Here is a 26,120-nt window from a genome sequence, read left to right on the forward strand (position 1 = left end):
TTCGAGTCGCGATTACAGCTTTTCATCCTTTAACGAATACCACTGATAAAGGAACCGCTGCCCCATTCTGCGAAACGGTGCAAACATCTCAGATTCCACCACTTCCCTCACGTTGGGGAACGGAAGTTTTGATTCAAATATTGGCAAGTCCAACTTGTGGCCTTCACCTGCGATCCACTGAGCGAGACGCTTACCTGCTTGAGCGGAATACATCACGCCATTACCGCCATAACCCAGCGCGTAGAAGATGGATTGCTTTGGATTCGGCTGATAGATTCTCGGCATCATGTCGTGGCTAACATCCACCCAGCCCCACCATGAATAGTCGATTTTTATCTGATCGAGAGACGGAAATTTTCGAGTTAAATCCGCTCTCAACATGTCTTCGTATTTTTTTTCAGGTGCGTTCTTGCCACTGATGGCACTGCGCGTCCCAATCTGGACTCGGTTATCGGGTAACAAACGGTAGTAATGACGTAGGATTCGGGTATCTGTAATCACCTGATTGGTTTTGAAGTTACACGCGGCGATTTCGTCTTGAGTTAGCGGACGTGTCACCATCGAGTTAGAAAGCACTGGCAACAGGCGGTTCTTAAGCTCGGAATGTAGACCTTGGCTGGTGTAGCCACCCGTGCAAACACCGACAGAACGCGCCTTTACCACACCACCTGGCGTTTTCAGGTAATGCACACCGCCACGAGTTTCCCACCCCATCACAGGGCTTGCTGGGTGAACTTTTACGCCGAGTGCTCTCGCCTTTCTTAGATAACCAAACGCCAGTTTCCCTGCATGGATGCCAATACCTTCTGGCTCATGCATTGCGCCTGCCGCTTCTTGGTCACCAACGTAATCACGCTTTACGGTTTCCGCATCTAAGATCTGCGCATCGTAATCGAACGTGTCACGCAGCAACTTGGCTTCTTTCTCGAGTGTTGCCATCACTTTTGGACGGTGAGCAACGTATAAGTGGCCGCCCGGTTGTGGGTCACAATCAATGTCTTTGATTAGAGACTTAAAGGTGTTCATGCCATCGACGCATTCGCGGTGCATTTTTAGCGCGGTTTCGAGTCCCCAGCGTTCAATCCACTGAGAACGCTTCAAACGCCCTGAAGCACACTGTGCCTGACCACCATTTCGGGTGCTGCATCCCCAACTCAAACGGTTGGCTTCAATCACTGTCGCTTTAATACCGTACATTTCAGCAAGGTGTATCGCGGTGCTTAGGCCCGTGTAGCCTGAACCGATTATCGCCACATCAACATCCATATCCGATGTAATTGGACCATCATCTTCAGGTGGTGCGCCTGCGGTATCTACCCAATAAGTCGGGGCGTATTCCTTACCGTGACCTGGGCTCTTGTCTTTAAGTGGATCGTATTTTGGATCGTATTTATCTTTTGCTTGGGTACTTTCTTTTGCTTGGGTGCTTTTCACCTTTGGCGGCACATCGGCTGCCGGTTGTTCCATTACTAAACTCATAATTCGACTCTCCTAGTCATAACACGTGAACGGGTTGTGGTTTCGTGTCTAGCTCTTGGGAGTGTTGTTAGGAGTCAAAAGAGGTCTTGTTTTACGGAATGCATTTTTTACGCTGATTTTTCCATCTTTCAAGGTAAACACGTCGACCATGCGTGCTTCGATGACGCTGCCATCCGGGTTCGTCGCAGAAAACGTTGATTCACTCACCGCGCGGTCACCGCAAACAAAGTGGACAGGGTCGCTCCAAGCTGCATCTGGAAAGTTCTGCCAAACCAATTCAAAGCTATTTCGAACCGCTTCGTACCCTTCGATAGTGTTTCCAAGCAAGCCTTCTCCTGCCACCGTGTGGAATACACAGTCTTCTGTCATGAAAGACATCAGCGCTTCAATATCATGGTTATTCCACGCATCACTAAAAGACTGTAAAAAGGCGGTATCGACTTGGTTTTCCAGCACGAATGTCGCTGCATTGGTTTGCATATTCATATTCCAGAATCCTTTATGTTTTCGTTATTGGTTTAAATTTCAGTAGCTTTGCGCCACTTTTTTATTAGAGTGTTTAAACTAGATCTGTGAAAATTTAACAACTTGATAACAAGATTCATCACTCTAACTTCGAGTTAGGTTATAAACAATCTCTAAGCTCACAGATTTCATCTTTTTATAAATTAATTAGTGTTCTAATTTTATTTACTCAACTTTTCACTCACGATATAAGAGGTGTAATTAAATTAGAACGTGTTAGCCTTTAGTCGAAATCAAAGTCTTGATGATACTTTCGACCATACTGTTCAAGTTGACGATCATGAGTATTAACTTGCAATTCGATATTGCCGTCACCTTTATTTATTACTTGGTTGTTATTTGCATGTGCTTCGTTTTTTAAATCCGTCAGTTTCTCTTCGACATACTCTGTCGGTTCATTTAAAACATTCATGGATATTAACTCCTTTATCAGGTTTACTTTCACTGATGGAAGAATATGAACGGACACTAGACCGTTTGAATATTCTTTCTCATCGTACAAAGGCTGAATGGCATCATTGCCACCTTCCTTAAATGGGTGAATGGAATACCACTTGTCCTTACGTGGCTCTTGCTGATCGCAATCCACCACATTAAATATCTGAGTTTTGTTGAGATCACACGGCGAACTAAAAACACTAACCCGCTGATAATCAATAGCTTTAATTATGTTTATGCAGTCTTTACTTTGGCTGTGACACACCGACCAAAGTGCATTTAACAGGTTATCGGTCCATTCCAGTAAACGGGTGGGAAAGCCCTGCTTTTTGGCTAAACACATCAATAACCAGTCATTTATGTCGTTAGAACTCAGCGAGTGACCACCGTAAACTCTCACTGTTGAAAGCAACTCTTGTTCGACACGGCGTATGTTCTTACGATTGGAACGGCCTAAACTTGGCATTAGATTATTATTTTCATAATCACACACGTTATACATCAAACCACGTTGGTCACTGCATTCATTCATTAATGAATCAATTATTTTATACAGTTCTTCGAGCGTGCTTATATAACATTTATTGTTCATATTTGGTTCCAACCACTCGACAATATAAATAACTAAATTGAAATTTATTCGTTAAAAACTGACATATAATAAAATACACAGACTAAAGTCTAATAACTCTATCGGCTTATCGGTAATTACTATTTAAAAGTAGCTCATAATAATTATTGATAAGCCTCTATTACTGAAACCGAGCACCTATTCATCTTGGTTATTTCATTAGGGCTCTAATATTTAGAGCGAAATAATAAAAATATATGACCCAATACTTAGATAACAGCACTATTAAGAGTCTTTGAAAACCACTCGGTCGCTGAGCCATTCTGTTTCATCATCTAATTTAAAATTAATGGCTAGTGTTAGAGCTTAATTTGTTTGCCCGACCACATTCTCGATAACTCTTTATCTAGTATTCACGAGACTGCTTTGGTCGAGCAAACTTCCTATGACTTATACGTAGTCTTTGTACTTATCTAGGAAACGAACCGGCGTTGATAGTGCATCTCGGCGGAACGGGTCGCCCAGTTCCTGAGTGCACATGATTTCAATGATGGTTGTTTTGCCTTCGTTCATTTGCATGTCGATTGCTTTTTGCAGAGTTGGACCTACATCTTCTAGCTTATCAACCGTGATACCTTCAGCGCCCATAGCTCGTGCAATCTCTGCAAAGCTTTGGTTATCCAGCTCGCCAGCAACAAAGCGTCGGTTGTAGAAGTCGACTTGGTTCTTCTTCTCAGCACCCCATTGACGGTTGTGGAATACCACGGCTGTCACAGGAATGTTATGACGAACACATGTCATGGTTTCCATCAGGCTCATGCCCCACGCACCGTCGCCTGCATAAGAGATAGCTGGACGATGAGGTGCCGCTGCTTTCGCACCAATGATGGTCGGGAACGCGTAACCACAGTTACCAAAACTCATTGCAGCAAAGAAGCTACGTGGTTTTTCAAAGCGTAAGTAGCTGTTCGCCACCGAGTTGATGTTACCGATATCCGTCGAGACCATTACGTCTTCAGGCATCGCTTTTTCTAGCTCACGCAATACTTGGCGCGGGTGTAGGTATTCACCACCAGAGAACGGAGTCTCGTGAGAGTTTTCTTCAATCATATCCAAGCTGAAAGAGTCACGTTCGTGAGTCCACTCATCAAGCTCTTTTTCCCAAAGTGCTTTCTCTGTTGCGACGGTGTCTTGGCGAGCGCCTTTATTGTCATCACACAACAGTGCACGGCCTTCCAATCTTTCAGATAGAGCAACCGCTGCTGCTTTTGCATCACCACAGATACCAACTGAGATCTTCTTAACCAGACCTAGCATCTTGTTGTCTGCATCAATCTGAATGATTTTCGCGTTCTTCGGCCAGTAGTCCATGCCATGTTGAGGCAAGGTACCAAATGGACCAAGACGTGTACCCAAAGCGATAACCACATCTGCTTGAGCCATCAGTTTCATTGCTGCTTTCGAACCTTGGTAGCCTAAAGGACCACACCATAATGGGTGACTAGCAGGGAAAGAGTCATTGTGCAGGTAGCTGTTCACTACAGGTGCACCTAGTCTTTCTGCTAATGCTGCACACTCTTGAACGGCATCAGCCATAACCACGCCGCCACCAGAGATGATGACTGGAAATTTCGCTTCAGCAATCAGGTCTGCCGCTTCATTCAGAGATTTCTCGCCACCCGGACCACGGTCTAAACGCGCAGGTTTAGGGATCTCGGTTTGAGTTTCACCATAGAAGTAGTCACGAGGAATATTCAGTTGAGTTGGCCCCATTTCACTCATCGCACGGTCGAAGCATCGGCCTGTGTATTCCGCCATACGGTCTGGGTGCGTTACGTGTCCTTGATACTTAGTAAACTCTTGGAACATTGGAAGCTGGTTACATTCTTGGAAACCACCTAAGCCCATTGTTTTAGTGCCTGTCTCTGGCGTCACAATTACGACCGGGCTATGTGCCCAGAACGCAGCTGCAATTGCTGTTACACAGTTACTGATACCTGGGCCATTTTGCCCGATGACTACACCGTGGCGACCAGATACACGAGAGTAACCATCTGCCATGTGGGCAGCGCCTTGCTCGTGCACTACTGGGACCAATCGAATGCCAGCAGGAGCAAAGATATCCATTGCGTCCATAAATGCTGACCCCATGATGCCGAACATGTCGGTAACATCATTAGCAACCATAGTTTCAACGAACGCTTCTGATGGTGTCATTGTTACTGTGCCGGAAACAACCGTACGTTTTTCTTGCTCACTCATTCTTCCATTCTCCTTGAGTTAACCAAAATTTCATTTTTCGGAATGAATTGTCTCTTTTTTGAATTCATTTTCACCTTAGTAGTAGATTTTTTGTGCGTCAACTTTTTATATTAAATTGGAACAATTCATTCTAATTAATAAAACTGGATCACATTATTGATAGTTTTTCGTACAAAAAGTGCCGTTAACTTAGAGTGAGCTGTTAATAATCGATGACATATCGCCCATCGCGGCATAAGAGGGAAGAGAAATGAATGATGCGGAATTGATACCAACACAACCTGTAAGTGTGAGAGAGTGTTTTGGCATCGACAGCAACCTAACCGTACTGGCGTTTGAACATGCGGGAGAGTATGTACCCAAGGTCGATCCTAACTACTGTTTTGATCCTGAAGTAACACTAGCGATATTAGCGGGTTTCACCTCTAATCGCCGCACGTTGATACAAGGTACACACGGAACGGGCAAGTCTTCCCACATTGAGCAAATCGCTGCGAGATTGAACTGGCCGTGTTTAAGGATCAACCTAGACGGGCACTTAAGTCGGTTGGATTTCATAGGAAAGGACAGCATCGTCATTAAAGATGGAATGCAGGTGACAGAGTTTAAAGAAGGCATTCTTCCACAAAGCATCCAGCAACCCATCGCTCTGGTATTAGACGAATACGATGCAGGACGACCTGATGTGATGTTTGTGATTCAACAACTCTTAGAACAAGACGGTAAATACACTTCTTTAGAGCAAAACCGAGTGATCACGCCTCACCCCTCTTTCCGCCTGTTTGCTACCTGTAACACGTTGGGGTTGGGCAATTTCTCGGGGTTGTATTCCGGTACTCAGGTACTTAACCATAGCCAACTTGACCGATGGAACATCATCGCCATGCTTAACTATTTAGATCCACAACATGAAACTAAGATCGTGTTGTCAAAGCGCCCTGAGCTAAACAATGAGAGCGGTCAGCAGTTAGTAGAGAAAATGATCGCCACCGCCGGTTTAACGCGAAATGGATTTAGGGCGGGCGACTTATCGACGGTTATGTCTCCGCGAACAGTGCTCACTTGGGCTGAAAACATCCAAATATTCGACGATGTAGCGACGGCATTTAGGCTCTCATTCTTAAATCGCTGCGAAGACGAAGAGAAAGAACTGGTTAGCGAATACTATTTCCGTTGCTTTGGTGAAGCCTTGGAAGCGCATAATCAAAACTATTCGCACTCGGAGTCGTAAACCATGGCCAATGTTTCTTCCCAGCAGAAAAAGATCCTCGATATTGGTGTGTCTGTCGCCAGAGCAATCAGTGGTGAACTCGATCTGAACTATCGGGGAGAACGACTCTATAAAGGCAATAAGCCCTGTTATTACCAGTCTGCTCACACCAACGATCTCACCTTTGTATCTCGTCATGAGCTGAAAATCAGCAAGCTATCGATGCAAGGCAAGATCGATTCATCGGCACTGCGATTATTGCTTTCAGACGCTGACCTCCATTACTCATTGCGACCGAAAAACGAAGTCGAACGTTTGCTTTACGACTTCTGCGAACAGGTACGAATTGAATCGCAAGTCCCGCCTTATCTAAAAGGCGTGACCACCAGTATCCAATTTAACTTTGCGTATTGGAGCGACCAATATCATCAAAATGGCTTTACCGAATCACGAATAGGCATGTTGCTGTTTACTCTAATGCAAGTGATCCACACCCGCTTAACTGGCGTTCCTGTTTCGGAACCTATCGCTGAGACCATTGAATCGACTCGCGCAGGCATCGTGCCTACTTTTGGGCATAGCCTGAAGCGCTTAAAACAACATAGAACCGACCAACAACAGTTTGCACACTGCGCCAATGAGCTTGCGTCTCTAGCACAAGAGCTCATTAACCAAGAGCAAGAGAGTAATAACTCGCCGACACCAACGGTTGAGGAAGACATCAAGATCCTAGCGCAGCTTGCCCTTATCGTTGATGGTGACATTCAAGATCAAGACGTCGATACCGACATCACAGGCAGTAGCAAGGTATTCGAGTTGTCGGGCGCCAATTATCAGGTCTTCAATTCAGAATTTGATCAAGTCATCACGGCAGACAAACTCGTCAGGCGCGCCCTATTACTCGAACTGAGACAAAAGCTCACCGATGACATCATGGCGAGACAAGTAAACACTCGCCGTTTAGCCGCTATGCTTACTAGCTTTGTTGCCACACCACAGAGGAACCGACGTCAGGACCATTTAGAAGAAGGCATTGTTAACGCCACTACCATCACCAAGCTCGTCACATCGCCATTGGATCGAACTGTCTTTTATCAGCCTGACATCGGTACATCTCATCAATGTGCCATCACATTTTTGATGGACTGCTCAGGCTCAATGCAAAAGCACAGCCACAAGATAAGCCTACTGATGGATACAATTCTCAAATCCGTTGGACTAGCCAACATCCCTTTCGAGATTATTGGCTTTACTACCAATAACTGGAACGGTGGCAAGGTTTACCGGCAGTGGCTTAAACAGGGCCAACCGAAACACCCAGGCCGCCTAAACGAAGTTCGTCATATTGTATTCAAGGATTTTGATACACATTGGAGACGCGCTCGACTTGGTATTGCCAGTCTTCGTAAAGCCGACATCTTTAAAGAAGGGATTGATGGCGAAGCGGTGCAGTTCGCTAGCCATCGATTGCAGCAACACACCGCCCAGCGAAAGGTTTTGATTGTGTTCTCAGACGGCTGCCCGATGGATACCGCCACCAGCACCGCCAACGATCAGTTCTATTTGGATAACCACCTCAAACAAGTGATTGAACGTGAGTCGACCAAAAACGGTATTGAGATTCATGGCGTGGGAATGGGCGTGGATTTGAGCCCGTACTATCGCAGCAACATTACCTTGGACGTACAAGAGAGCTGCTTGTTTGGGCTATCTAGGAACATCTTTGAGATGCTAAAGCGTTAGGAGATATAGGTCGTGAGCAGTGAAGTATCGGCTAGCAGGCCGCTAGCCTTTTATCGGAATGTTCTTAATAGGTAGCAAGAAACTGATATATAACAAGTAGCTAAGAGACAGCAAGCAACGACCATGCAGAGACAGCCATCAAATATCCGCCTATCAGCATTAACACTGTAAACACTAGCTTTCTGAGTTGATCATTGGACAACGGTGGTGGAAAACGTCGAGCAAACATTGTGACAAGTGCCACCAAAGGAACAGCGATAGCCGATAACCACAGTATGCTCTGTTCCATGTCGCCTGCCGCATAGACATTGACCGTCCGGGACATCGACGTACAAGCGAAAACCATCAGCAGTGTGCTTCGCACCAGATCGAGTGTAAAAGGTTGCCGATAGAGATGATAAACAATCGGTGGGCCTGCCATCCCAAATAACCCACCCGCTAACCCAGAGCTAAATCCTGAGACAAGGAAAGATACGGTTGCCGAACGGACCGTTCTGGTTTTAGGTTTAAACATAAAGCTCAAGCCTGCGAACAACACCATGGCACCCAATAACCCTCTTAGGATTTGGGTTGCAGACTCGCTCAACTCATCCAGTAAGTACACGCCCATCGATACGCCGGGAATAATACCGATGACTAACACCACCAGAATCTTGAGTTCCCCAAGCAGTGGCTTACCCATCAACGCCACCAAGCAATTGAACAAGGTCACAATACTGACCACCGCAGCAATAACTGGCAGCGATACCAAATTAAGGCTGACCGTTAACCCAATCACGATGATACCGAGACCAAATCCAGTAACAGTTTGGAAATAAGTACCTACCGCAATGGTGGCAAGAATGGCGAGTAAAACAGGTAACTCCATTAGCTATCCTAGTTAGGTTGTTTGGGGGTAAATATGAGCGCATATCAGCGTTAGTTTAAGCAACGAGTGTTAATACCGGAATTCAAACTCTGACTCTTCTCTTTCTTCAACATCAGATTCAGAGTCAGCCTTAGAATCAGACGCTTTCCCTTGCTGCGCTTGTACCGCGGTAACGGCAATGACATTAAAGATATCTTCGGCACTGCAGCCTCTGGACAAGTCATTCGCTGGTTGATTTAACCCTTGCAGCAACGGGCCAATCGCAACTGCCCCACCTAGCCTTTCCGCAAGCTTATAACCGATATTACCTGCTTCTAAGTTAGGAAATATCAACACGTTAGATTGACCTTTCACCTGTGAATCAGGTAATTTCTTCGCCGCTATTTCAGTGACAATCGCCGCATCAAGTTGGACATCTTGATCGACCGCGATTCCAGGGCAACGTTGTTTCACGAGTTGAGCGGCATTACGAACCTTATCGACCGATTCGTGTTTGGCACTGCCGTTAGTCGAAAACGACAGCATCGCTACCTTAGGCTCTTCCATCAGTAGCGTCTGAGCACTGTTTGATGCGGCCACAGCAATCGATGCCAACTCGATTTCATTAGGGTTAATCACCAAACCACAATCGCTGAAAATCATGCCGCCTTTAAGATTATGGAAAGGCTCACACAACATCATCAAGAAGAAACTCGACACCAATTCGCTGTCTGGCGCTGGCCCAATAATCTGCAGCGCCGCTCGCACCACATCAGACGTGGTATAAACCGCGCCATTGACCGTGCCGTCGACCAGCCCTTCCCTTACCATCAAATTGGCAAAAACAAGTGGATCTTGAACCAGCTCTAGGGCGTCGTCATAAGTCATGCCTTTGACTTTTCGTAATGTATACAGCCGCTCAGCGAGCACCTCTTTGAGTGACGACGCCTGTGGAGAAACAATATGAATGCCAGCTAGGTTAATGTGATGCAGTTCTGCAGCAGCGATGATCGCCGATTCATCGCCCACGAGTGTGATGTGAGCGAGCTGTTTATCGATTGCCATTCTTGCAGCAGCTAGCACTCGCGGGTCCTCCGCTTCACTCAAAACAACACGCTTACGATCTAAATGAGCTTTATCAATAATCCGTTCAATCGCCTTCATCTTTAAGTTCCATTTATTGAGATTAATTGTTCCATAATTTACATTTATATTATTGGAATAATAAAAAAGGTCAAATTTTATTCAGATAATTGAAGAATAATGATTTGGTATGTACACTCTTAGGCATAGACATATCGCAAGGATGAATCACTGTATGCAAACAGAAACACCGCAAGTTCAAGGGGATACACCGACCCTCCGACTTTTTGCACTATTAGAGGTGATAGCGCAAAAAGACGAGTTTATTTCTCTGCAAGGTTTAGTCGAAGAGACCGGATTACCAAAACCCACGCTGCACCGAATGCTTCAGCAGTTAGAAGCCGCAGGCATCATTCAAAGAGACGGCGACGAAAAGCACTACAGCTCAGGCATCCGACTCAGAAAACTTGCCGAAAACCTGCTTTTGAATAGCACCATGCACAGCGCGCGACGCACCATCCTTGAAAATCTAAGAGCAGAAGTCGGTGAGAGTTGTAACCTGACAGCTCTTTCAAGTGGTGAAATCATCTATCTCGATCGTGCAGAAACTGAAGCCCCACTCCGCTTTCACCTGCACCCCGGCTCTCGCGTTCCCGTGCACTGCTCGGCTACTGGCAAACTGTTTTTAGCACACATGTCTAAGTCGCAGCGCAGACGATTAATTGAAAATGTGCCGCTGACTCAATACACCGTAAACACGATTACCGACTATTCGACTCTAGAGAAAGACATCGAAGAAGCGAAAATCCAAGGTTTTGCTATTGATGATGAAGAGTTTTTGCCAGGCTTAGTCTGTATCGCTGTGTTGATACCCTCCCCAACAGGTCAATCAAACCTAGGCTTAGCGATACAAGCACCTGTGATTCGAGTGAAACCGGACGAAGCAATAAAATTCTTGCCCGCACTTCAAAAAGCAGCAAAAGCGCTAGCGAAGATCGAAGCTGATAATTGGAGTCAGCAGTAAGCACTTTCTTAGAGAATTTCGAAGTCCATGACTTAGCTGATCATGGATTTAGAAAGCCCTACTTTGGTAAACAATGCTTGCGTAAACAAGGGCTTCAAAACTATCGAATTAAACACCACAATCTGCGACTAATGAACATTTGGTCGAAGTGATCTGAACACTCGCTAACCCGCACATCAGCAACACGTCTAAAGTAATCACGACAAAGGAATCACGATGCTAAACATTGATAACCAGCACTTACTCTCTTTTATGGTGACAGAAGCGAACAACGCAGTTGCAGTCACAAACCCAGCAACGGGTGAACTCATCGGGCACGCACCGATATCATCAGAAACAGAGTTATCGAGCGCGATTGAACGAGCTCATGTCGCGCAAAAAGAGTGGGCAAAAATTCCTGCTAAATCTCGTGCTGCACTACTTCATCGCTGGCACCAGTTGATCCTCGAAAACAAAGATGACCTTGCTCGAATCATGACGATTGAACAAGGTAAGCCATTAGCCGAAGCGACAGGCGAAGTGGTGTATGGCGCGAGCTTCATTGAGTGGTTTGCAGAAGAAGCGAAGCGCACTTATGGTGATTCCATTCCGAGCACAGTTGCAGGCAAACGCTTGGTGACCATCAAGCAGCCTATTGGTGTCGCATGTGCGATTACGCCATGGAACTTCCCGATTGCAATGATCACTCGTAAAGCGGCTCCTGCCTTAGCAGCCGGTTGTAGCTTTGTCGTGAAACCTTCGGATGAGACACCGCTTTCCGCGTTTGCTGTGGTTGAATTGGCTTATCAAGCGGGTATCCCTAAAGATCTACTTCAAGTCGTTCTTGGTGAAAGCCCGGAACAAGTGGGCAATCTATTCACTTCGCATCCGCTTATCAAAAAAATCTCTTTCACTGGGTCGACCCGTGTGGGCAGTATTTTGATGGCTCAAGCAGCAAAAGGCATCAAGCGCACCTCTATGGAGCTCGGTGGCAATGCACCTTTTATTGTATTTGACGATGCTGACATCGATGCTGCCGTGCAAGGCGCAATGGCGTCGAAGTTCCGTAATGCAGGCCAAACATGTGTCTGTGCAAACCGATTCTACGTTCACAGTAAAGTGTACGATGAGTTTGTGGCTAAATTCGATCAAGCGGTTCAACAGCTTAAGATTGGTAACGGTTTAGATGAGGGTGTCACGATTGGACCTGTTGTCAGCCTGAACGCGAAGAACAACATCCAAGCTTTGATAAACCGAGCGATTGAACAAGGTGCTGCGCCTATCACGCCAACTCAGGAGCTTAATGGGCTTTTCATTCAACCAGTTGTTCTTAAAGATGTAAAACACTGCATGGACATCGTTCAACAAGAGATCTTTGGCCCAGTCGCGCCTGTGATGAAATTCGACACGGACGAAGAGCTTATCGAGATGGCCAACGATACGATTTATGGTTTGGCGTCTTACTTCTACAGTCAGAACATCCACCGAGTGTGGAACATTGCAGAAGCGCTTGAGTACGGTATGGTCGGTATTAATGATGGCCTGATCTCAACCGAAGTCGCGCCTTTCGGTGGCGTGAAACAATCAGGTATTGGCCGTGAAGGTGCGAAAGAAGGCATCGATGAGTACATGGACATTAAGTATCTTTGCTTTGGCAGAAAATAAGGTTGGCAGTAACTAAGTTCTGGCAGTGATTAGGGCTCGGAAATAATTAAGTCTTAGTGAGCACTAACCTGCCCCATTCTCCCCCCTTCCCGCCACAAAAATAAATCAAAAAAAAGCCGCGCTATAAAAGCGCGGCACCTTGGGCTCGGTTAAAGGGGGTTTCTTTTTTTAGTATTTTACATTCTCTGTTTTTGTTATTCGGTTGCTTCGCTATTCCTGCGCTTTCAGTTTTAGACGCATCGCGTGCAGCACTGGCTCGGTGTAACCACTAGGCTGAGCACAGCCTTCGAATACCAACTGACACGCCGCTGAAAATGCAATGCTGTTTTCAAAATCAGGCGCCATGTTACGGTAGCTCGGGTCGCCAGCGTTTTGCTCGTCCACCACTGCAGCCATACGCTTCATGGTTTTCATTACCTGAGCTTCCTCGCAAATGCCGTGACGTAACCAGTTCGCAATATGTTGGCTTGAAATACGCAACGTCGCGCGGTCTTCCATCAAGCCGACATCGTTAATATCTGGTACCTTCGAACAACCAACGCCTTGGTCAATCCAACGAACTACGTAACCCAGAATACCTTGGGTATTGTTATCCAGTTCGCTTTGAATATCTTGCGCAGTCAGCTTTTGATTACCAAGTAGCGGGATAGTAAGAATATCATCGACATTGGCTCTCACTCGCTCTCGAAGCTCTTTCTGACGGCTTGGTACACTTACCTTGTGATAGTGCAGCGCGTGCAAAGTCGCAGCGGTTGGCGAAGGAACCCAAGCAGTATTAGCACCCGCTTGTGGATGTCCGATTTTCGCGTCCATCATCTTCGCCATGTTGTCTGGCTCTGGCCACATACCTTTACCTATCTGGGCTTTACCTTGCAGGCCACAAGCTAAGCCAAGATCAACGTTTTGATCTTCGTATGCGCCAATCCAAGTCATGGTTTTCAGTTGTGTTTTAGGAGCAAAAGGCCCCGCTTCCATACTGGTGTGAATTTCATCACCCGTTCGGTCTAAGAAACCTGTGTTGATGAACACGACACGATCTTTAGCTGCACGAATACATTCTTTAAGGTTAACCGAAGTACGACGCTCTTCGTCCATGATGCCGACTTTGATCGTGAATCGATCTAGGCCTAATGCATCTTCAATGCGACCAAACAGTTCATTGGTGAACGCCACCTCTTCAGGGCCATGCATCTTAGGTTTTACGATGTTGATACTGTTCGCAGTCGAGTTTTGGTACGCGCTGTTGCCTTTTAAATCATGCATCGCAATTAACGAAGTGATCATGCCATCCATAATGCCTTCGGGCACTTCATTACCTTCGGCATCAATAATGGCAGGGTTGGTCATCAGGTGGCCGACATTACGGATGAACAACATGCTGCGGCCTTTTAGTGAAATCTCACCACCCGTCACACTGGTGTATTGGCGATCTGGGTTAAGGTTACGAACAATGGTTTTGCCGTTTTTCTCTAATGATTCTTGTAGATCACCTTTCATCAAGCCTAACCAGTTACGGTAAGCCAATGCTTTGTCTTCACCATCAACCGCTGCTACCGAGTCTTCACAATCCATAATGGTTGTTAAGGCAGCTTCGACCAACACGTCTTTAATACCTGCCACATCAACGCTACCAATCGGCGCGCTTGGGTCAATTTGAATTTCGATGTGCAGATTATTGTGTTTAAGAAGAATGCACGAAGGGGAACTTGCATCACCTTGATAGCCAATGAACTGGTCGCTATCAATGAGAGTGACTTCTTCGCCGTTATCGAGTGTCGCTATTAGTTTATTGCCGATGCTGGCGTTACTGATGCTATATTTGGTGACGTCTTTATGAGATACACCGTTTAATGGCGCTGCGTCATCAAGGAACTCACGAGCATAAGTCACTACTTTAGCGCCACGAGCAGGGTTAAAGCTTCCGCCCTTTTCCGCGCCATCACTTTCACTGATCACGTCCGTTCCGTAGAGCGCATCATATAGGCTGCCCCAACGCGCGTTGGCTGCGTTAAGTGCAAAGCGTGCGTTCATGATTGGCACCACAAGCTGCGGCCCTGCTTGTGTTGCGATCTCAGGTTCTACGCTGGCTGTCGTCACTTGAAAGTCATCGCCTTCAGGAACCAAATAACCGATCTGCTGTAAGAACTGTTTGTACTCTACAGGATCTAGCGTTTGCCCGGCACGCTCTTGGTGCCAAACGTCAATTTGATGTTGAAGATCTTCGCGCTTGATAAGCAATGCGCGATTTTTTGGCGCCAAATCTTCAAGGATGGTTGCAAATGATTGCCAAAAGTCTTCAGCGACAATGCCTGTTCCAGGAATCACCTGCTCATTAATTAATTGGTAGAGGGTGCTATCAATGTTCAAGCTTCCCTGTTGAATACGACTGCTCATAAAATCTCTCTCAAACTAATTGATGGCTACTCAATAAATTTTCGTGACTAGCTCAAATTTACTTTACTGATTTAAACTTACTTAACGGACATGAATTTAGCTAATTTATGCCGGTTATATTGGATATTCATATAAAAAATACCCTACAAACTGTGTTATTCCGTCACTCCACTCTCGATTTCGTTAGCGACACTTTTAATCAAACGACGCATCCACTGATGGTCTGGATTGGTTTGTAACAATGGACTCCACGCCATCTTCACCTCAAAGGGTTCAATAGCAAATGGCGCAGGCTTGATCAACAATCTAGGATTATTGCGCTGCAGTTGAGCGGCTTTGGTAGGAATAGTCAGGATAAGGTTCTTCTGCTGAGCGAAGAGAATCGCCGACAAATAGTGTCGAGTAAACACCGTGATGTTACGGGTTTTACCAATGCGCATTAATGCCTCATCTATCCAACCGAGCTTTTGAGCTTCACTTGGGTTGATCCCCACTCCCGTTCCCATACCTGTCTTACTGACCCAAATATGTTGCGCCTTTAGATAAGACAAAATATCGAAGTTGTCGGCTATCGGGTTGTCACAACTAAATAAGCAAGAAAACCCGTCGTGCCAAAGGCTCATCTGGTGAAACGACTGAGGAATATCGTCAAATCGGTTGATAATTATATCAACGGTACCTTGCTCTACATCCTGATAACTCACGTCACTTGGCGTCATGATATCCAGTCGTATTTTCGGTGCGATCTCACTTAGCCTTTTCAGAAGAGGTTGAATAATGGTCGACTCTGCATAGTCACTCGCCATGATACGAAACACGCGTTCACTGTCTTCTGCATTAAACTCTGTGGTCGGTTGCAGTGTCTTCTCTACATTCGCCAAGATGTTTCGAATCAGTGGCTGCAACTTATGCGCGCGTTCGGTCGGTATCATCCCTTCACTAGTTCTTACTAATAGCGGGTCTTCAAACAGATCACGCAATCGGCGAAGGCCATTACTCATCGCTGGCTGAGTAATACCCAATTGATTTGCTGCTCGTGTAACGTTTCTTTCACGTAGCAACATGTCTAAATACACAAGTAAATTAAGGTCTATACGAGCAATATTCATAAGAAAAATACCGAATATAATAACTATAAATTAACAAAATTATCACATACATGATTATTATTTGTCCATGGTTAGATTTAATCCAAATCAAATGACCTCGCCAAATTGGCCAACATGTCCACGTGAAACTAAGGAATAGTTATGTCGCAAATTACACAAGATATCGAAATGATTGAAGTTGCAAAAAGCGCTGCTGGTGCTCCATGGGATGCAATTAACCCTGAATCTGCTGCTCGTATGCGAGCTCAAAACAGATTCAAAACAGGTCTGGATATTGCGCAATACACGGCAGATATCATGCGTGCAGACATGGCGGCTTACGACGAAGACAGCTCTCAATACACTCAGTCTCTGGGTTGCTGGCATGGTTTCATCGGCCAACAAAAGCTGATTTCTATTAAGAAGCACTTTGATGGCAAGACTGACCGTCGTTACCTATACCTTTCTGGTTGGATGGTTGCTGCACTTCGCTCTGATTTTGGTCCACTTCCAGACCAATCTATGCATGAGAAAACATCGGTTGCTGGCCTAGTAGAAGAACTATACACCTTCCTACGCCAAGCCGATGCTCGTGAACTGGGTGGTTTATTCCGTGAGCTAGACGCTGCGCGTGAAGCGGGCGATGTGAACCTACAAGACCGTATCCAAGACAAAATCGACAACCACGTGACACACGTAGTGCCAATCATTGCCGATATCGATGCTGGTTTCGGTAACGCAGAAGCGACTTACCTAATGGCTAAGCAGATGATTGAAGCGGGAGCTTGTTGTCTACAAATCGAAAACCAAGTAGCCGATGAAAAACAATGTGGTCACCAAGACGGCAAAGTAACGGTTCCACACGCTGACTTCCACGCGAAACTTCGTGCACTTCGTTACGCTTTCCTTGAACTAGGCATCGACAACGGCATCATCGTTGCTCGTACCGATTCACAAGGTGCGGGTCTAACAAAAGAAATCGCGGTAGTGAAAGAGCCGGGCGACCAAGGTGACATCTACAATTCATACCTAGATGTTGAAGAGATTGATGTTGCTGATATGGCTGAAGGCGATGTTTGCTTCAACCGTGACGGCAAGCTAGTTCGACCTAAGCGTCTACCTTCAGGTTTATACCAATTCCGCCAAGGTACTGGTGAAGACCGTTGTGTATTTGACTGTATCGAAGCTATCAATGCAGGTGCTGACCTACTTTGGATTGAGACTGAGAAGCCACACATCGGTCAAATCAAAGAGATGATGGACGGCGTACGTGAAGTTCACCCTAATGCGAAACTGGTTTACAACAACTCTCCATCATTCAACTGGACGCTAAACTTCCGTCAGCAAGCTTACGATGCGATGGTAGCAGAAGGTAAAGATGTTTCAGCTTACGACCGTGCAAGCCTAATGAGCGCGGAATACGATGAAACTGAACTGTCTGCAAGCGCTGACGAGAAGATTCGTACATTCCAAGCAGACGCATCACGCGAAGCGGGTATTTTCCACCACTTGATCACTCTACCGACTTACCACACTGCTGCGCTGTCTACTGACAACCTTGCGAAAGAGTACTTCGGCGACCAAGGCATGCTGGGTTATGTTGCGAATGTTCAACGTAAAGAAATCCGCCAAGGCATCGCATGTGTTAAACACCAAAACATGTCTGGTTCAGACATGGGTGATGACCACAAAGAGTACTTTGCGGGTGAAAATGCACTAAAAGCAGCGGGTGAAGCGAATACATCGAACCAATTTGATTAATCGCTAGCACTTTTGATTAGTCGCTAACGCTCTTGATTAATCGTTAACGCTAAAGCCTCCCCCGTCCTTCTCTCTTACTTAGGTAAGATCCGGGGGAAGGCTTTGAGATAAAGCTTGTACTGCCAGCTTTATCTCAAAGCCTCAGATTTGTGTTCCACACCACGGTTAACCGAACAACTTCTGTTTAAGCTAACCACATTGTTATTTTTTGAGATTCTTATTTGTTGAGAGTGCCTATGACTTCAATACCTACACACCTACAAGATGCAAAAACACTGTTATCAGAGAATGGTTTCGCGACGGGTGATACTTGGTATCACGGCACATCTTCAGCTTTATTGGCTTCTATTCAAGGCCAAGGTCTAAAACGCTCTGGTGACAAAGCGCTCAACGAAGCAGCTTCAAAAACCATGGCGACCATCGGCAACAACTATACCGAATCGGTTGAGCCAGTGTTTCTCACTCAGAGTAAAGAACTGGCGTATTACTGGGCTCAACAGACCGTTCGTGAGCGAGGTGTTCGCTTCGAAGGTGAAGAACAGCCTATCGTGTTAGCGGTAAACCTATCGGAAAAGCAACGTGCTAAAGTAAGACCGGACGTAGGCGCAATGAGCCTATTGATGATGAGTGTGGGTGAGCAATTCATGTCTTACCTCACTGAAATTTATCAAGCCAACAACATTGCAGGCCCCGACATCGAGCTTCGCACTGCCGATCGCATGGACTACCTCAATAAACTCGGTATGGCCTACATTGATGAAGACATCAGCCGAGCTTGTGTTCAGGAGTTAGCCGAGCCCGAGCTGGCCGACTGAAATCGTTCAGTGGATCAGTCTTCTTAAAAACAAAAATGGCTCCCAATACGGAGCCATTTTTATTTGCTATCAGCCTATCTCACAAGATACAGACGCATCTAGACTATGAGCACAGAAGACCTTTCTGTGCAGGTTGCGTCATTTCGATGTCACCTTGTAGAGAACGGTAAACGATGGTATTCCACACTTCACCATTATCCATTTCAAACTCAATAGCGTAATTCAAACCCGCGACAACCTGAGTTCGCACACTCAGGATCTGCTTGAGCTCAGCTGAAGTGTTCATTTGACCAAGAACTGCGTTTAAAGCTTGCTTAGCTTCTGGTGTAATCTCACTTTGCGACCAACCACCCGTCAGGTTTTTAGTACTGCAGATAGGGTTCGCATTCTCTTGTGGTTGAGTCGGTACCTCTGATTTCTGACTACACCCAGCTAACGCCGCGACACTAAATACGGTGACCAATATTACTTTCTTCATAGTTATCTCTACCTCTATCACTCACGAGAGGTTACTCGCAATGATGTTTCATATGCAGACAAGCTTAAGCCTCGAATGTCATCACTTCATCAGAGATTATGGTGTAACTACTCTATAAACACAGAAGATTGTCAGGAAAACAAAGCCGAGCACTGGAGCACTGCTTTTATCCACCTGATATTTAAATCAATAGAATGGGTAGCGAAGGAATAAGCGAGTATAAGACAGATACAACGCATCAGTTAATTACATATTTCACACTAAATATATTCACACTGTAATTAACAAGATGAGCTCATGTTGATTTGGATTATGATATTGGTTCAAAAAATAGATATTTGAGATTATTTTATAAATTCAAAAGTTTATGCTCGGCTTAATCATGTCTGATTTTAAAACTGTGATCCAGCCCTACAAGTTGTTGATAATAATGTATTTTGTTCATCTGTGAATTCATTCAAATATGGAAAATCTTTATTGTTAAGGGTGGGTGCAAGTAGTAAAATCTCACCCGATTATGCAACTTACTTCTCACACCATGGACACAAGTAAAGTTACGATTAGCTCTCTCAAAGTAACGTAACTTCAAACACATACCTAAAATCAGTGTCCTATAGATAGTGCAGATCAAATAAAAATAATTATATAAACCTAGGCTAGGTTAAACATGAAATTAACGTCGTCTTTAGGCTCACTGTTGGCTAGCAGCTTGTCTATCGAAATAAAACAGCGAGCGCTGATAGAGCTCGTCATCAGCACTTATCAGCCACATGAGCGCACTGAGCTTTTTCAAAACGTGACTGAATATCGTAGAAGCCAGTTAGAATTGCTTTTCCCAGAGCATCAAAACAAAAGCTACTCTGTACTGTTTGAGGTGATGGACTACCGCGATCTGATTCTGCGCTATCCAAATACACTATCTGCAGAGATTGCTCTTCTAGAGCAGGCCGTAGGGCAATGCTATATGCATTGGCTAGATTTCTGGTGTGAGTGTGAAATTGCTGCGATCAAAGCAAAATCTCTATTAAATCCAAGCTCCATTTCTCATGTCGACCTCCCTATCAATGACAGTGCTTATTACGGTGCGATCATCGAACAGATAGAACATGAGCCACTTTTGGTACAAACACCGAGTCACCCACAAGGAATGCTAATCAGCGATGCCATTGCTTTAAGCAATCTCGAGGTGTTCATCAAGGGTGAAAAATGGTTTGAGATGCTGCCTTTATTGCACCTTTCTCAGGCAGGTAAGCATTTTATTTTGCTCAAACATCCAGTCGATGAAGCCTTTCCAACACTGGTTTCCTCTGCGCTGATTCAAGACTGGTCTAAGAATGACACTTGGCTAAGTTACGCACCCCCATTTAGCAATGAGCAATGGCAATACTGTTTACCCAATTACGGCTACGATGAACTCGCAGGGTTACAACTTTTCACACCGCCTACACTGTCAAAATGTTACTCTCTCCCAGAATTTGACCAACAATTCCAGTTACGATTGTCCGACAAAGATGCCCTGTGTGAGGTGTTACGTCTGACAGTCAGTGGCAATACCCAGCAAAAGCTCTATTTCCTCTACCTTGCTCAAAAAGAGCTGATGAGTGTGTTACACCAAATAGGCTATAAGATTGGCTTCACTATTATCGAGCAACCTTTCATGCTTCAGTTTTATCAAACCATTGATTCCAATGCATACTTCCATTCTGGGTATTGCGAATTAAATGATGATGGCACAACCATTTATCGTGGGTTCTGGAATTTCGAGATGATGGTAAAAGCGTTCAATAATGTGGATTTCCGGAGCTACAAACGCGCAGTGCGAGAGAGTAGAAAGTCATTAGAAAAATCGAGCTCGGCAGGAAAAACTAGCTCGGTAAAAAAGGATGAACATGTTTGATTTCGGCCTTGAGGCGATCATCTATGCAAAAGCAATCACCCTGCTTGCAACCGTGGCAGTGGTTGTCATGTGGTTGTTCTATTACTGCTATCGCCTAAAACAGAAGAACGAAGTAATCGCAGGGACACACCATGCCCCTTACATCGCGTACTCGATCTGCATTGTTGCGTGGATCAGTAGTAACGCTTATTTCCATACCGACTTATTACCAGAACTTGGGGCCTCGGCCGCTGTGTTCGCCGCAAAGTTTGCCAACCTCGCCTCTTTCTTTGCGTTTGCCTTTGCCTATTACTTCTCGTGTAAGCTCGCCGCAGAACAACGTAATGGTAAGGTTCATGTGTGGCAACAAGCCATTTTCGTCACCCTGACCGTCTACTCCTTCTTTATCAATTTAAGTCCGGGGTTAACCGTTGAACACGTCACCATTTCAGGCCCAAGCCAGTTCGTGATTGAGTTTGGCCCGCATACGCCGTACTTCTTCATTGGGATGATTAGCTTTGTAGTGCTAACACTACTCAACCTTGTGGCCATGCGCGCCAACAGCAGCAAGCTGACCTTAGCCAAAACCAACTACATGATCGCCGGCATTTTAGTCTTCATGCTGTCTACTGCGACGATCCACCTAGGCATGACCTACTTCTTGCGTGATTTCTCGCTCACTTGGCTGCCACCAGCTTTGTCGATAAGTGAAATGTTGTTCGTTGGCTATGCCCTGCTGACCTCTCGCTTCTACAGCGTAAAATACCTGGCGTACATGAGCCTAAATGCGATGTTGGTTTGTGCTATTTTGGTGATCCCTTTTGGCGCGATATTTATCCCGCTGACAGACGACAGTCAATGGCTTGTTGCTATCCCAATCTGTGCGATTATCGGTATCACTTGGCATGTTCTCTACAAACGCGTAAGCCACTACGCCTCCTTCTTTGTCTACGGAAACAAGAAAACACCAGTACAACAGATCCTCTCACTAGAAGAAGATTTCAAGCTGTCGATTGATGATGCAATGCGTCGATTAGGTAGCCTACTGCAGATTCCAGAAGACAAGTTGCGTCTGGTGAACAGCAACTACAACGAAACTTTCTACGAAGATTATCTGTCTACCAACAAGTCCGTTTTAGTGTTCGATGAGCTGTCTCAGGAGCTTGATTACACCGCACCAGCCAAGCGATCGATTAAAGCCCTGTATGACAAGATGAGTTCAAACGACACCGCTTTGGTGATGCCTTTATTTGGTCAGGGGAAATCGGTCACGCACTTATTGGTCTCGTCACACAAGAGCAACGATAAGATGTTCTCTAACGAAGAGATCTCTGCACTGCAAACCTTGTTAACTCGTGTACAAAGCACCATTGAAGCCGATAGACGCATTCGCCAAAGTCGCGCTCTAGCTAATTCTATCGCACACGAAATGCGCAACCCGCTGGCTCAAGTTCAATTGCATTTTGAGGTGTTAAAGCAGCACATTGATAACCAAGCCCCAGCGAAACAAATCCTAAAGGATATTGAGAATGGCCAAGCGGCGATTCAACGCGGGCGACAACTGATTGATATCATCCTGCGCGAAGTCAGTGACAGTACGCCTGAACACGGCCCTGTGACCATGACCTCTATCCACAAAGCCGTGGATCAAGCCGTAAGCCACTATGGTTTTGAGAATGAAAAGATCATTGAACGCATTCGTTTACCACAACACGCTGATTTTGTAGCAAAGCTGAATGAGACCTTATTCAACTTCGTCATTTTCAACCTGATACGCAATGCAATCTATTACTTTGATTCTTACCCAGAAAGCCAAATTGAGATCAGCACCAACACAGGGCCTTACGAAAACGTTCTGATATTCCGAGATACTGGCCCAGGCATTGACGAAGCCATTGCACATAAGATCTTTGATGACTTCTTCTCTTACCAAAAAAGCGGTGGTAGCGGCCTAGGGCTCGGTTATTGCCAACGTGTAATGCGTTCATTTGGCGGCCGAGTTGAGTGCCACTCTAAACTTGGGGAGTTTACTGAGTTCCACCTGTACTTCCCGGTGGTGCCCAATGCACCCAAAGCAGACGCACTTCGTACGCCTTACTTCAATGATTGGAAAAGCAATCAAACCACAACTGAAAACAAATCCAACGTAGAAGTTAAGCCAGATAACCAAGCGGAAACGCAAAGTTCAGAGCCAACAAGTACGCTAATCCCAGAGAACCATTTGGCTCCAACCGTGCTTATCGTCGATGACAAAGAGGTACAACGCACGCTTGTTCAGATGTACCTGAGTCGACTTGGCGTAAATAGCTTACAAGCTAAAAACGGCGAGAATGCTGTCGAGCTGTTCAAAACACACAAGGTCGATTTGATCTTAATGGACGTACAAATGCCGATAATGAATGGGTTTGACGCAAGCCAAATCATCAAGGCACGCTCTCCTCAAACGCCAATCATTGCTTTGTCTGGCGAATCAGGACAGCACGAGTTAGATATGATCAGCAAGTTGATGGATGGTCGCCTAGAGAAACCAACCTCTTTGAACGCGCTGCAACACGTGCTCGATAACTGGCTAGAGAAAGGCTGGGCCTCGAATGCTTCCAAAGAAACCGAAGATGAAGAGTAGATGGCTAATGGCTAATGGCTAATGGCTAATGGCTAACAAGTTAATCAACGACTGATAAAAAATCCCCTCAAGAAAGGTTCTTAAGGGGATTTTTATTTGGGAACATTTCAGCCATTAGAAAAGATATTAAAGCTCTTTAATCTCAATCTGACGCAGCGTCTCCATGTATTCCAAAGTTTCATTCACATCGACTGGCTCGTACAAACGTAATACACCAGCCCAACCTTCAGACACTTCAAAATCATAAGCTGTACCGGTACCACAATTGAATGTGACAGACACTGTGCCATCACCGTTATCACGCATGGATTCACCAGAAGCATAGAAGTGCTCAGAGTCGATCCAACCATCCGCTCCATAAGTGGTTAGAGAGTAGTAACCACCGCGCCCCTCAAAGTCCAAATTTGGCGTTGGAATCGTCCACTCTTGGCACGTTGTTTTACCTTGGCCAGGAACACGCTCTAGATACTGCGCAGTGTCTGCAGGTAACCCAGCATAACCAAATGCCGTCACGTATTTGAAGTGATGGTCTTCTACGTCATCCAAAGTCGCACCAAACCCCTTTAAACCTTCAATAGGCGCGCCGTGCTGCATCACGTTATTGATCAGTTTCAGTCGGTAGTTTTCAACGTCACTTGGGTTATATCCTTTGCCTTGATAAGGCTTGTTAGAGTTTGCTTTAATAGAAAGTAAACTCTGGCGGCGCTTAGTGTCTTCAATAGAATCTGCTATACGCGTTCTTGCTAGCACATGAACATGAGTTCCGGTCGTCAAATCATCTGCCGTTAGGTGAACTGTTTCACCTCGGCGAACCACTTTATGCACAAGATGATTTTCGTCCATGATATGAATAATCTGGAAGTAATCGTTGTCTTCGTCTGGCACATGGAATGTTGCGCCTTCTGATACATCCACAACCATAGTTGAATAAACGACATCACGATTTGAGCGAATCACCGTTTGCGCGTCTTTGGATACTGGGTCAGCGTGCAGCCAATGGTTAACACCCACTTTGTTTTGCAGGCCAAGGAAGTTCCAGTCAGACTCCGCTTCAGGATAGTTATCCCAATTAACACCACCGATAGCCGCGTGGTCATAAACCGCTGAGTTGTTATTTTCTGCGGCCGTTACGCCAAATGCAGTTAACGCCAATAGCGTCACTAACGTCGTTTTCTTCATAATGGTTTCTCATGTTTGTTTCGATGAACTCAGTATGTAGACGCTCCGTGATATACTCCAATTGATTATATGAAATCAAGATATACAATTTGGGTATATCTAAACAATTTCGATGATGGAGTCCCGTGATGATGAGTAACCGCTTTAAAAAACTAGACCTCAATTTACTTAAAGTATTGAAGGTGTTGGTTGAGGTAAAAAATACACGCAAGGCTTCAGAGCTGTTGTTTACAAGCCAACCCTCTATCAGTCGTTCACTACAAAAGCTACGTGAGTACTTTGACGATGAGTTGTTTATACGCTCACAACATGGCCTAGAACCAACCGCCAAGTTGCTTGAAATTAAGCAGACTTTATTACCCGTGTTATCGCATTTAGAACTAGTGCTTGAACCTCAATGCGAATTTGACGTTGCTCAGTTTGATGGCACTGTGAACATCGCGATTAACGGATTTATTGCCAACAGCATCTCAGCAAAGCTAACTCAAATATTGTTAACACAGACGCCGAAGGTGAAAGTGAACATTGTGGATTGGGGTGCCCATACGTTGGATTTGATCACCTCTGGCGAGGTTGATTTAGGGGTCAATTATTACCCATTAGAACTATCTAAACAGGTATACCAGAAACGTATCGCAAGTGATGATTTTGTATTGGTTTGCCGCACAGGCCACCCACTTGCCAACACATTATTGAAAAGTGACCAGCAAGAACCTTTGCAATTAGCGAGCTTGGTCGTCAGTGATTGGAACGACAATATTGCGTTAGCACCAAACGTGTTAGCCGATGTCGGCATCAAGACTGAGGTCAAAATACGTTCGACTTACTTACACAGCTTATTGTCTATAGTGAAACAGAGCGACGTATTATTCCCATGCTCAAAACTACTGGCCAATTCGCTTTCAAATGAATTTTCCTTTGTGCAGTTTCCTCATATGCCCAATATACCAAATGGCGATATTGGCATGACTATCGGGCGTAAACATCGCAATCAACCGAAAATGCGCTGGTTGGAATCGTGTATCGAAGAGGTATTCAGAGGTTAGTTACCGCATCTCTAAAAGTTGAAAAACAAAGCTA

At 45.3% G+C, this 26,120-nt stretch carries 19 protein-coding genes and 1 pseudogene; 9 read left to right on the forward strand and 11 right to left on the reverse strand.

Translation table 11 applies throughout. The features are described 5' to 3' along the window. Nucleotides 1-12: 12 nt before the first annotated feature. The 4 genes from MSG35_RS01805 to xsc form a co-directional block, all read right to left on the reverse strand. Nucleotides 13-1,479 carry an FAD-binding oxidoreductase gene (locus tag MSG35_RS01805; protein ID WP_248382619.1) on the reverse strand — a complete coding sequence of 489 codons (1,467 nt, stop codon included), beginning with the start codon at nucleotides 1,477-1,479 and terminating at the stop codon, nucleotides 13-15. Nucleotides 1,480-1,527: 48 nt separating this feature from the next. Continuing rightward, the gene (locus MSG35_RS01810; protein ID WP_017633372.1) at nucleotides 1,528-1,965 is read right to left on the reverse strand and encodes a nuclear transport factor 2 family protein; all 438 of its coding nucleotides are present in this window, start codon (nucleotides 1,963-1,965) and stop codon (nucleotides 1,528-1,530) included. A 262-nt stretch (nucleotides 1,966-2,227) separates the two neighbouring features. Beyond that, the gene (locus MSG35_RS01815) at nucleotides 2,228-3,034 is read right to left on the reverse strand and encodes an FRG domain-containing protein (RefSeq protein ID WP_248382620.1); all 807 of its coding nucleotides are present in this window, start codon (nucleotides 3,032-3,034) and stop codon (nucleotides 2,228-2,230) included. 429 nt (nucleotides 3,035-3,463) lie between these two features. After that, on the reverse strand, nucleotides 3,464-5,275 hold the full coding sequence (xsc, locus tag MSG35_RS01820) for a sulfoacetaldehyde acetyltransferase (protein ID WP_017057935.1): 1,812 nt from the start codon (nucleotides 5,273-5,275) through the stop codon (nucleotides 3,464-3,466). Nucleotides 5,276-5,525: 250 nt separating this feature from the next. On the opposite strand from xsc, the gene MSG35_RS01825 reads away from it, so the two are divergent. Both MSG35_RS01825 and MSG35_RS01830 read left to right on the forward strand, forming a co-directional pair. Next, the gene (locus tag MSG35_RS01825; RefSeq protein WP_248382621.1) at nucleotides 5,526-6,506 is read left to right on the forward strand and encodes an AAA family ATPase; all 981 of its coding nucleotides are present in this window, start codon (nucleotides 5,526-5,528) and stop codon (nucleotides 6,504-6,506) included. Between the two features lie 3 nt (nucleotides 6,507-6,509). After that, nucleotides 6,510-8,228, forward strand: a complete 1,719-nt coding sequence (locus tag MSG35_RS01830) for a cobalamin biosynthesis protein CobT (RefSeq protein ID WP_248382622.1) — start codon at nucleotides 6,510-6,512, stop codon at nucleotides 8,226-8,228. A 100-nt stretch (nucleotides 8,229-8,328) separates the two neighbouring features. Here the strand turns inward: MSG35_RS01830 and MSG35_RS01835 are convergent, their stop codons facing one another. Next, nucleotides 8,329-9,096 (reverse strand): sulfite exporter TauE/SafE family protein, encoded by a 768-nt coding sequence (locus MSG35_RS01835; RefSeq protein WP_248382623.1) that lies wholly within the window; start codon nucleotides 9,094-9,096, stop codon nucleotides 8,329-8,331. A 69-nt stretch (nucleotides 9,097-9,165) separates the two neighbouring features. Further along, nucleotides 9,166-10,239: a phosphate acetyltransferase gene (gene pta / locus MSG35_RS01840; RefSeq protein WP_248382624.1), complete on the reverse strand. Its 1,074-nt coding sequence runs from the start codon at nucleotides 10,237-10,239 to the stop codon at nucleotides 9,166-9,168. Nucleotides 10,240-10,393: 154 nt separating this feature from the next. Here pta and MSG35_RS01845 point away from each other — a divergent pair, with 154 nt between their 5' ends. Both MSG35_RS01845 and MSG35_RS01850 read left to right on the forward strand, forming a co-directional pair. Further along, on the forward strand, nucleotides 10,394-11,182 hold the full coding sequence (locus MSG35_RS01845) for an IclR family transcriptional regulator (RefSeq protein WP_017065657.1): 789 nt from the start codon (nucleotides 10,394-10,396) through the stop codon (nucleotides 11,180-11,182). A 216-nt stretch (nucleotides 11,183-11,398) separates the two neighbouring features. After that, nucleotides 11,399-12,826, forward strand: coding sequence for an NAD-dependent succinate-semialdehyde dehydrogenase (locus MSG35_RS01850; protein WP_248382625.1), 1,428 nt, complete (start codon nucleotides 11,399-11,401; stop codon nucleotides 12,824-12,826). Between the two features lie 210 nt (nucleotides 12,827-13,036). Here MSG35_RS01850 and MSG35_RS01855 read toward each other — a convergent pair whose 3' ends face one another. Next, complete coding sequence (locus MSG35_RS01855; protein WP_050632869.1) at nucleotides 13,037-15,220, reverse strand: malate synthase G; 2,184 nt, start codon at nucleotides 15,218-15,220, stop codon at nucleotides 13,037-13,039. 155 nt (nucleotides 15,221-15,375) lie between these two features. Continuing rightward, entirely contained in the window at nucleotides 15,376-16,329 is a 954-nt protein-coding gene (locus MSG35_RS01860; RefSeq protein ID WP_012600244.1) for a LysR family transcriptional regulator, read from the reverse strand. 141 nt (nucleotides 16,330-16,470) lie between these two features. Here MSG35_RS01860 and MSG35_RS01865 point away from each other — a divergent pair, with 141 nt between their 5' ends. Together MSG35_RS01865 and MSG35_RS01870 are read left to right on the forward strand one after the other, a co-directional pair. After that, nucleotides 16,471-18,069, forward strand: coding sequence for an isocitrate lyase (locus MSG35_RS01865; RefSeq protein ID WP_248382626.1), 1,599 nt, complete (start codon nucleotides 16,471-16,473; stop codon nucleotides 18,067-18,069). Between the two features lie 236 nt (nucleotides 18,070-18,305). Next, nucleotides 18,306-18,884: a hypothetical protein gene (locus MSG35_RS01870; RefSeq protein WP_048609756.1), complete on the forward strand. Its 579-nt coding sequence runs from the start codon at nucleotides 18,306-18,308 to the stop codon at nucleotides 18,882-18,884. Between the two features lie 103 nt (nucleotides 18,885-18,987). On the opposite strand, the gene MSG35_RS01875 is transcribed toward MSG35_RS01870, so the two are convergent. Continuing rightward, the gene (locus MSG35_RS01875; RefSeq protein WP_050632865.1) at nucleotides 18,988-19,362 is read right to left on the reverse strand and encodes a cystatin domain-containing protein; all 375 of its coding nucleotides are present in this window, start codon (nucleotides 19,360-19,362) and stop codon (nucleotides 18,988-18,990) included. 667 nt (nucleotides 19,363-20,029) lie between these two features. Here MSG35_RS01875 and MSG35_RS01880 point away from each other — a divergent pair. Together MSG35_RS01880 and MSG35_RS01885 are read left to right on the forward strand one after the other, a co-directional pair. After that, nucleotides 20,030-21,259, forward strand: a complete 1,230-nt coding sequence (locus MSG35_RS01880) for an acyl-homoserine-lactone synthase (protein ID WP_248382627.1) — start codon at nucleotides 20,030-20,032, stop codon at nucleotides 21,257-21,259. Further along, nucleotides 21,252-23,861 carry a hybrid sensor histidine kinase/response regulator gene (locus MSG35_RS01885; RefSeq protein ID WP_248382628.1) on the forward strand — a complete coding sequence of 870 codons (2,610 nt, stop codon included), beginning with the start codon at nucleotides 21,252-21,254 and terminating at the stop codon, nucleotides 23,859-23,861. Before MSG35_RS01880 ends, MSG35_RS01885 begins: the two co-directional genes overlap by 8 nt. 126 nt (nucleotides 23,862-23,987) lie before the next feature. Here MSG35_RS01885 and MSG35_RS01890 read toward each other — a convergent pair whose 3' ends face one another. Together MSG35_RS01890 and MSG35_RS01895 are read right to left on the reverse strand one after the other, a co-directional pair. Beyond that, nucleotides 23,988-24,263, reverse strand: a complete 276-nt coding sequence (locus MSG35_RS01890) for a hypothetical protein (protein WP_050633040.1) — start codon at nucleotides 24,261-24,263, stop codon at nucleotides 23,988-23,990. 435 nt (nucleotides 24,264-24,698) lie between these two features. Next, nucleotides 24,699-25,040, reverse strand: a pseudogene (locus MSG35_RS01895) (DUF1254 domain-containing protein); the annotation flags it as partial. A 128-nt stretch (nucleotides 25,041-25,168) separates the two neighbouring features. Between MSG35_RS01895 and MSG35_RS01900 the strand changes: the two are divergent. Further along, a complete protein-coding gene (locus MSG35_RS01900) occupies nucleotides 25,169-26,086 on the forward strand; it encodes a LysR family transcriptional regulator (RefSeq protein ID WP_248382629.1) in 918 nt (305 codons plus the stop codon). The last annotated feature ends 34 nt before the right edge of the window (nucleotides 26,087-26,120 follow it).

Source organism: Vibrio sp. 1CM23M (genome assembly GCF_023161755.1).
GTDB lineage: Bacteria > Pseudomonadota > Gammaproteobacteria > Enterobacterales > Vibrionaceae > Vibrio > Vibrio coralliirubri.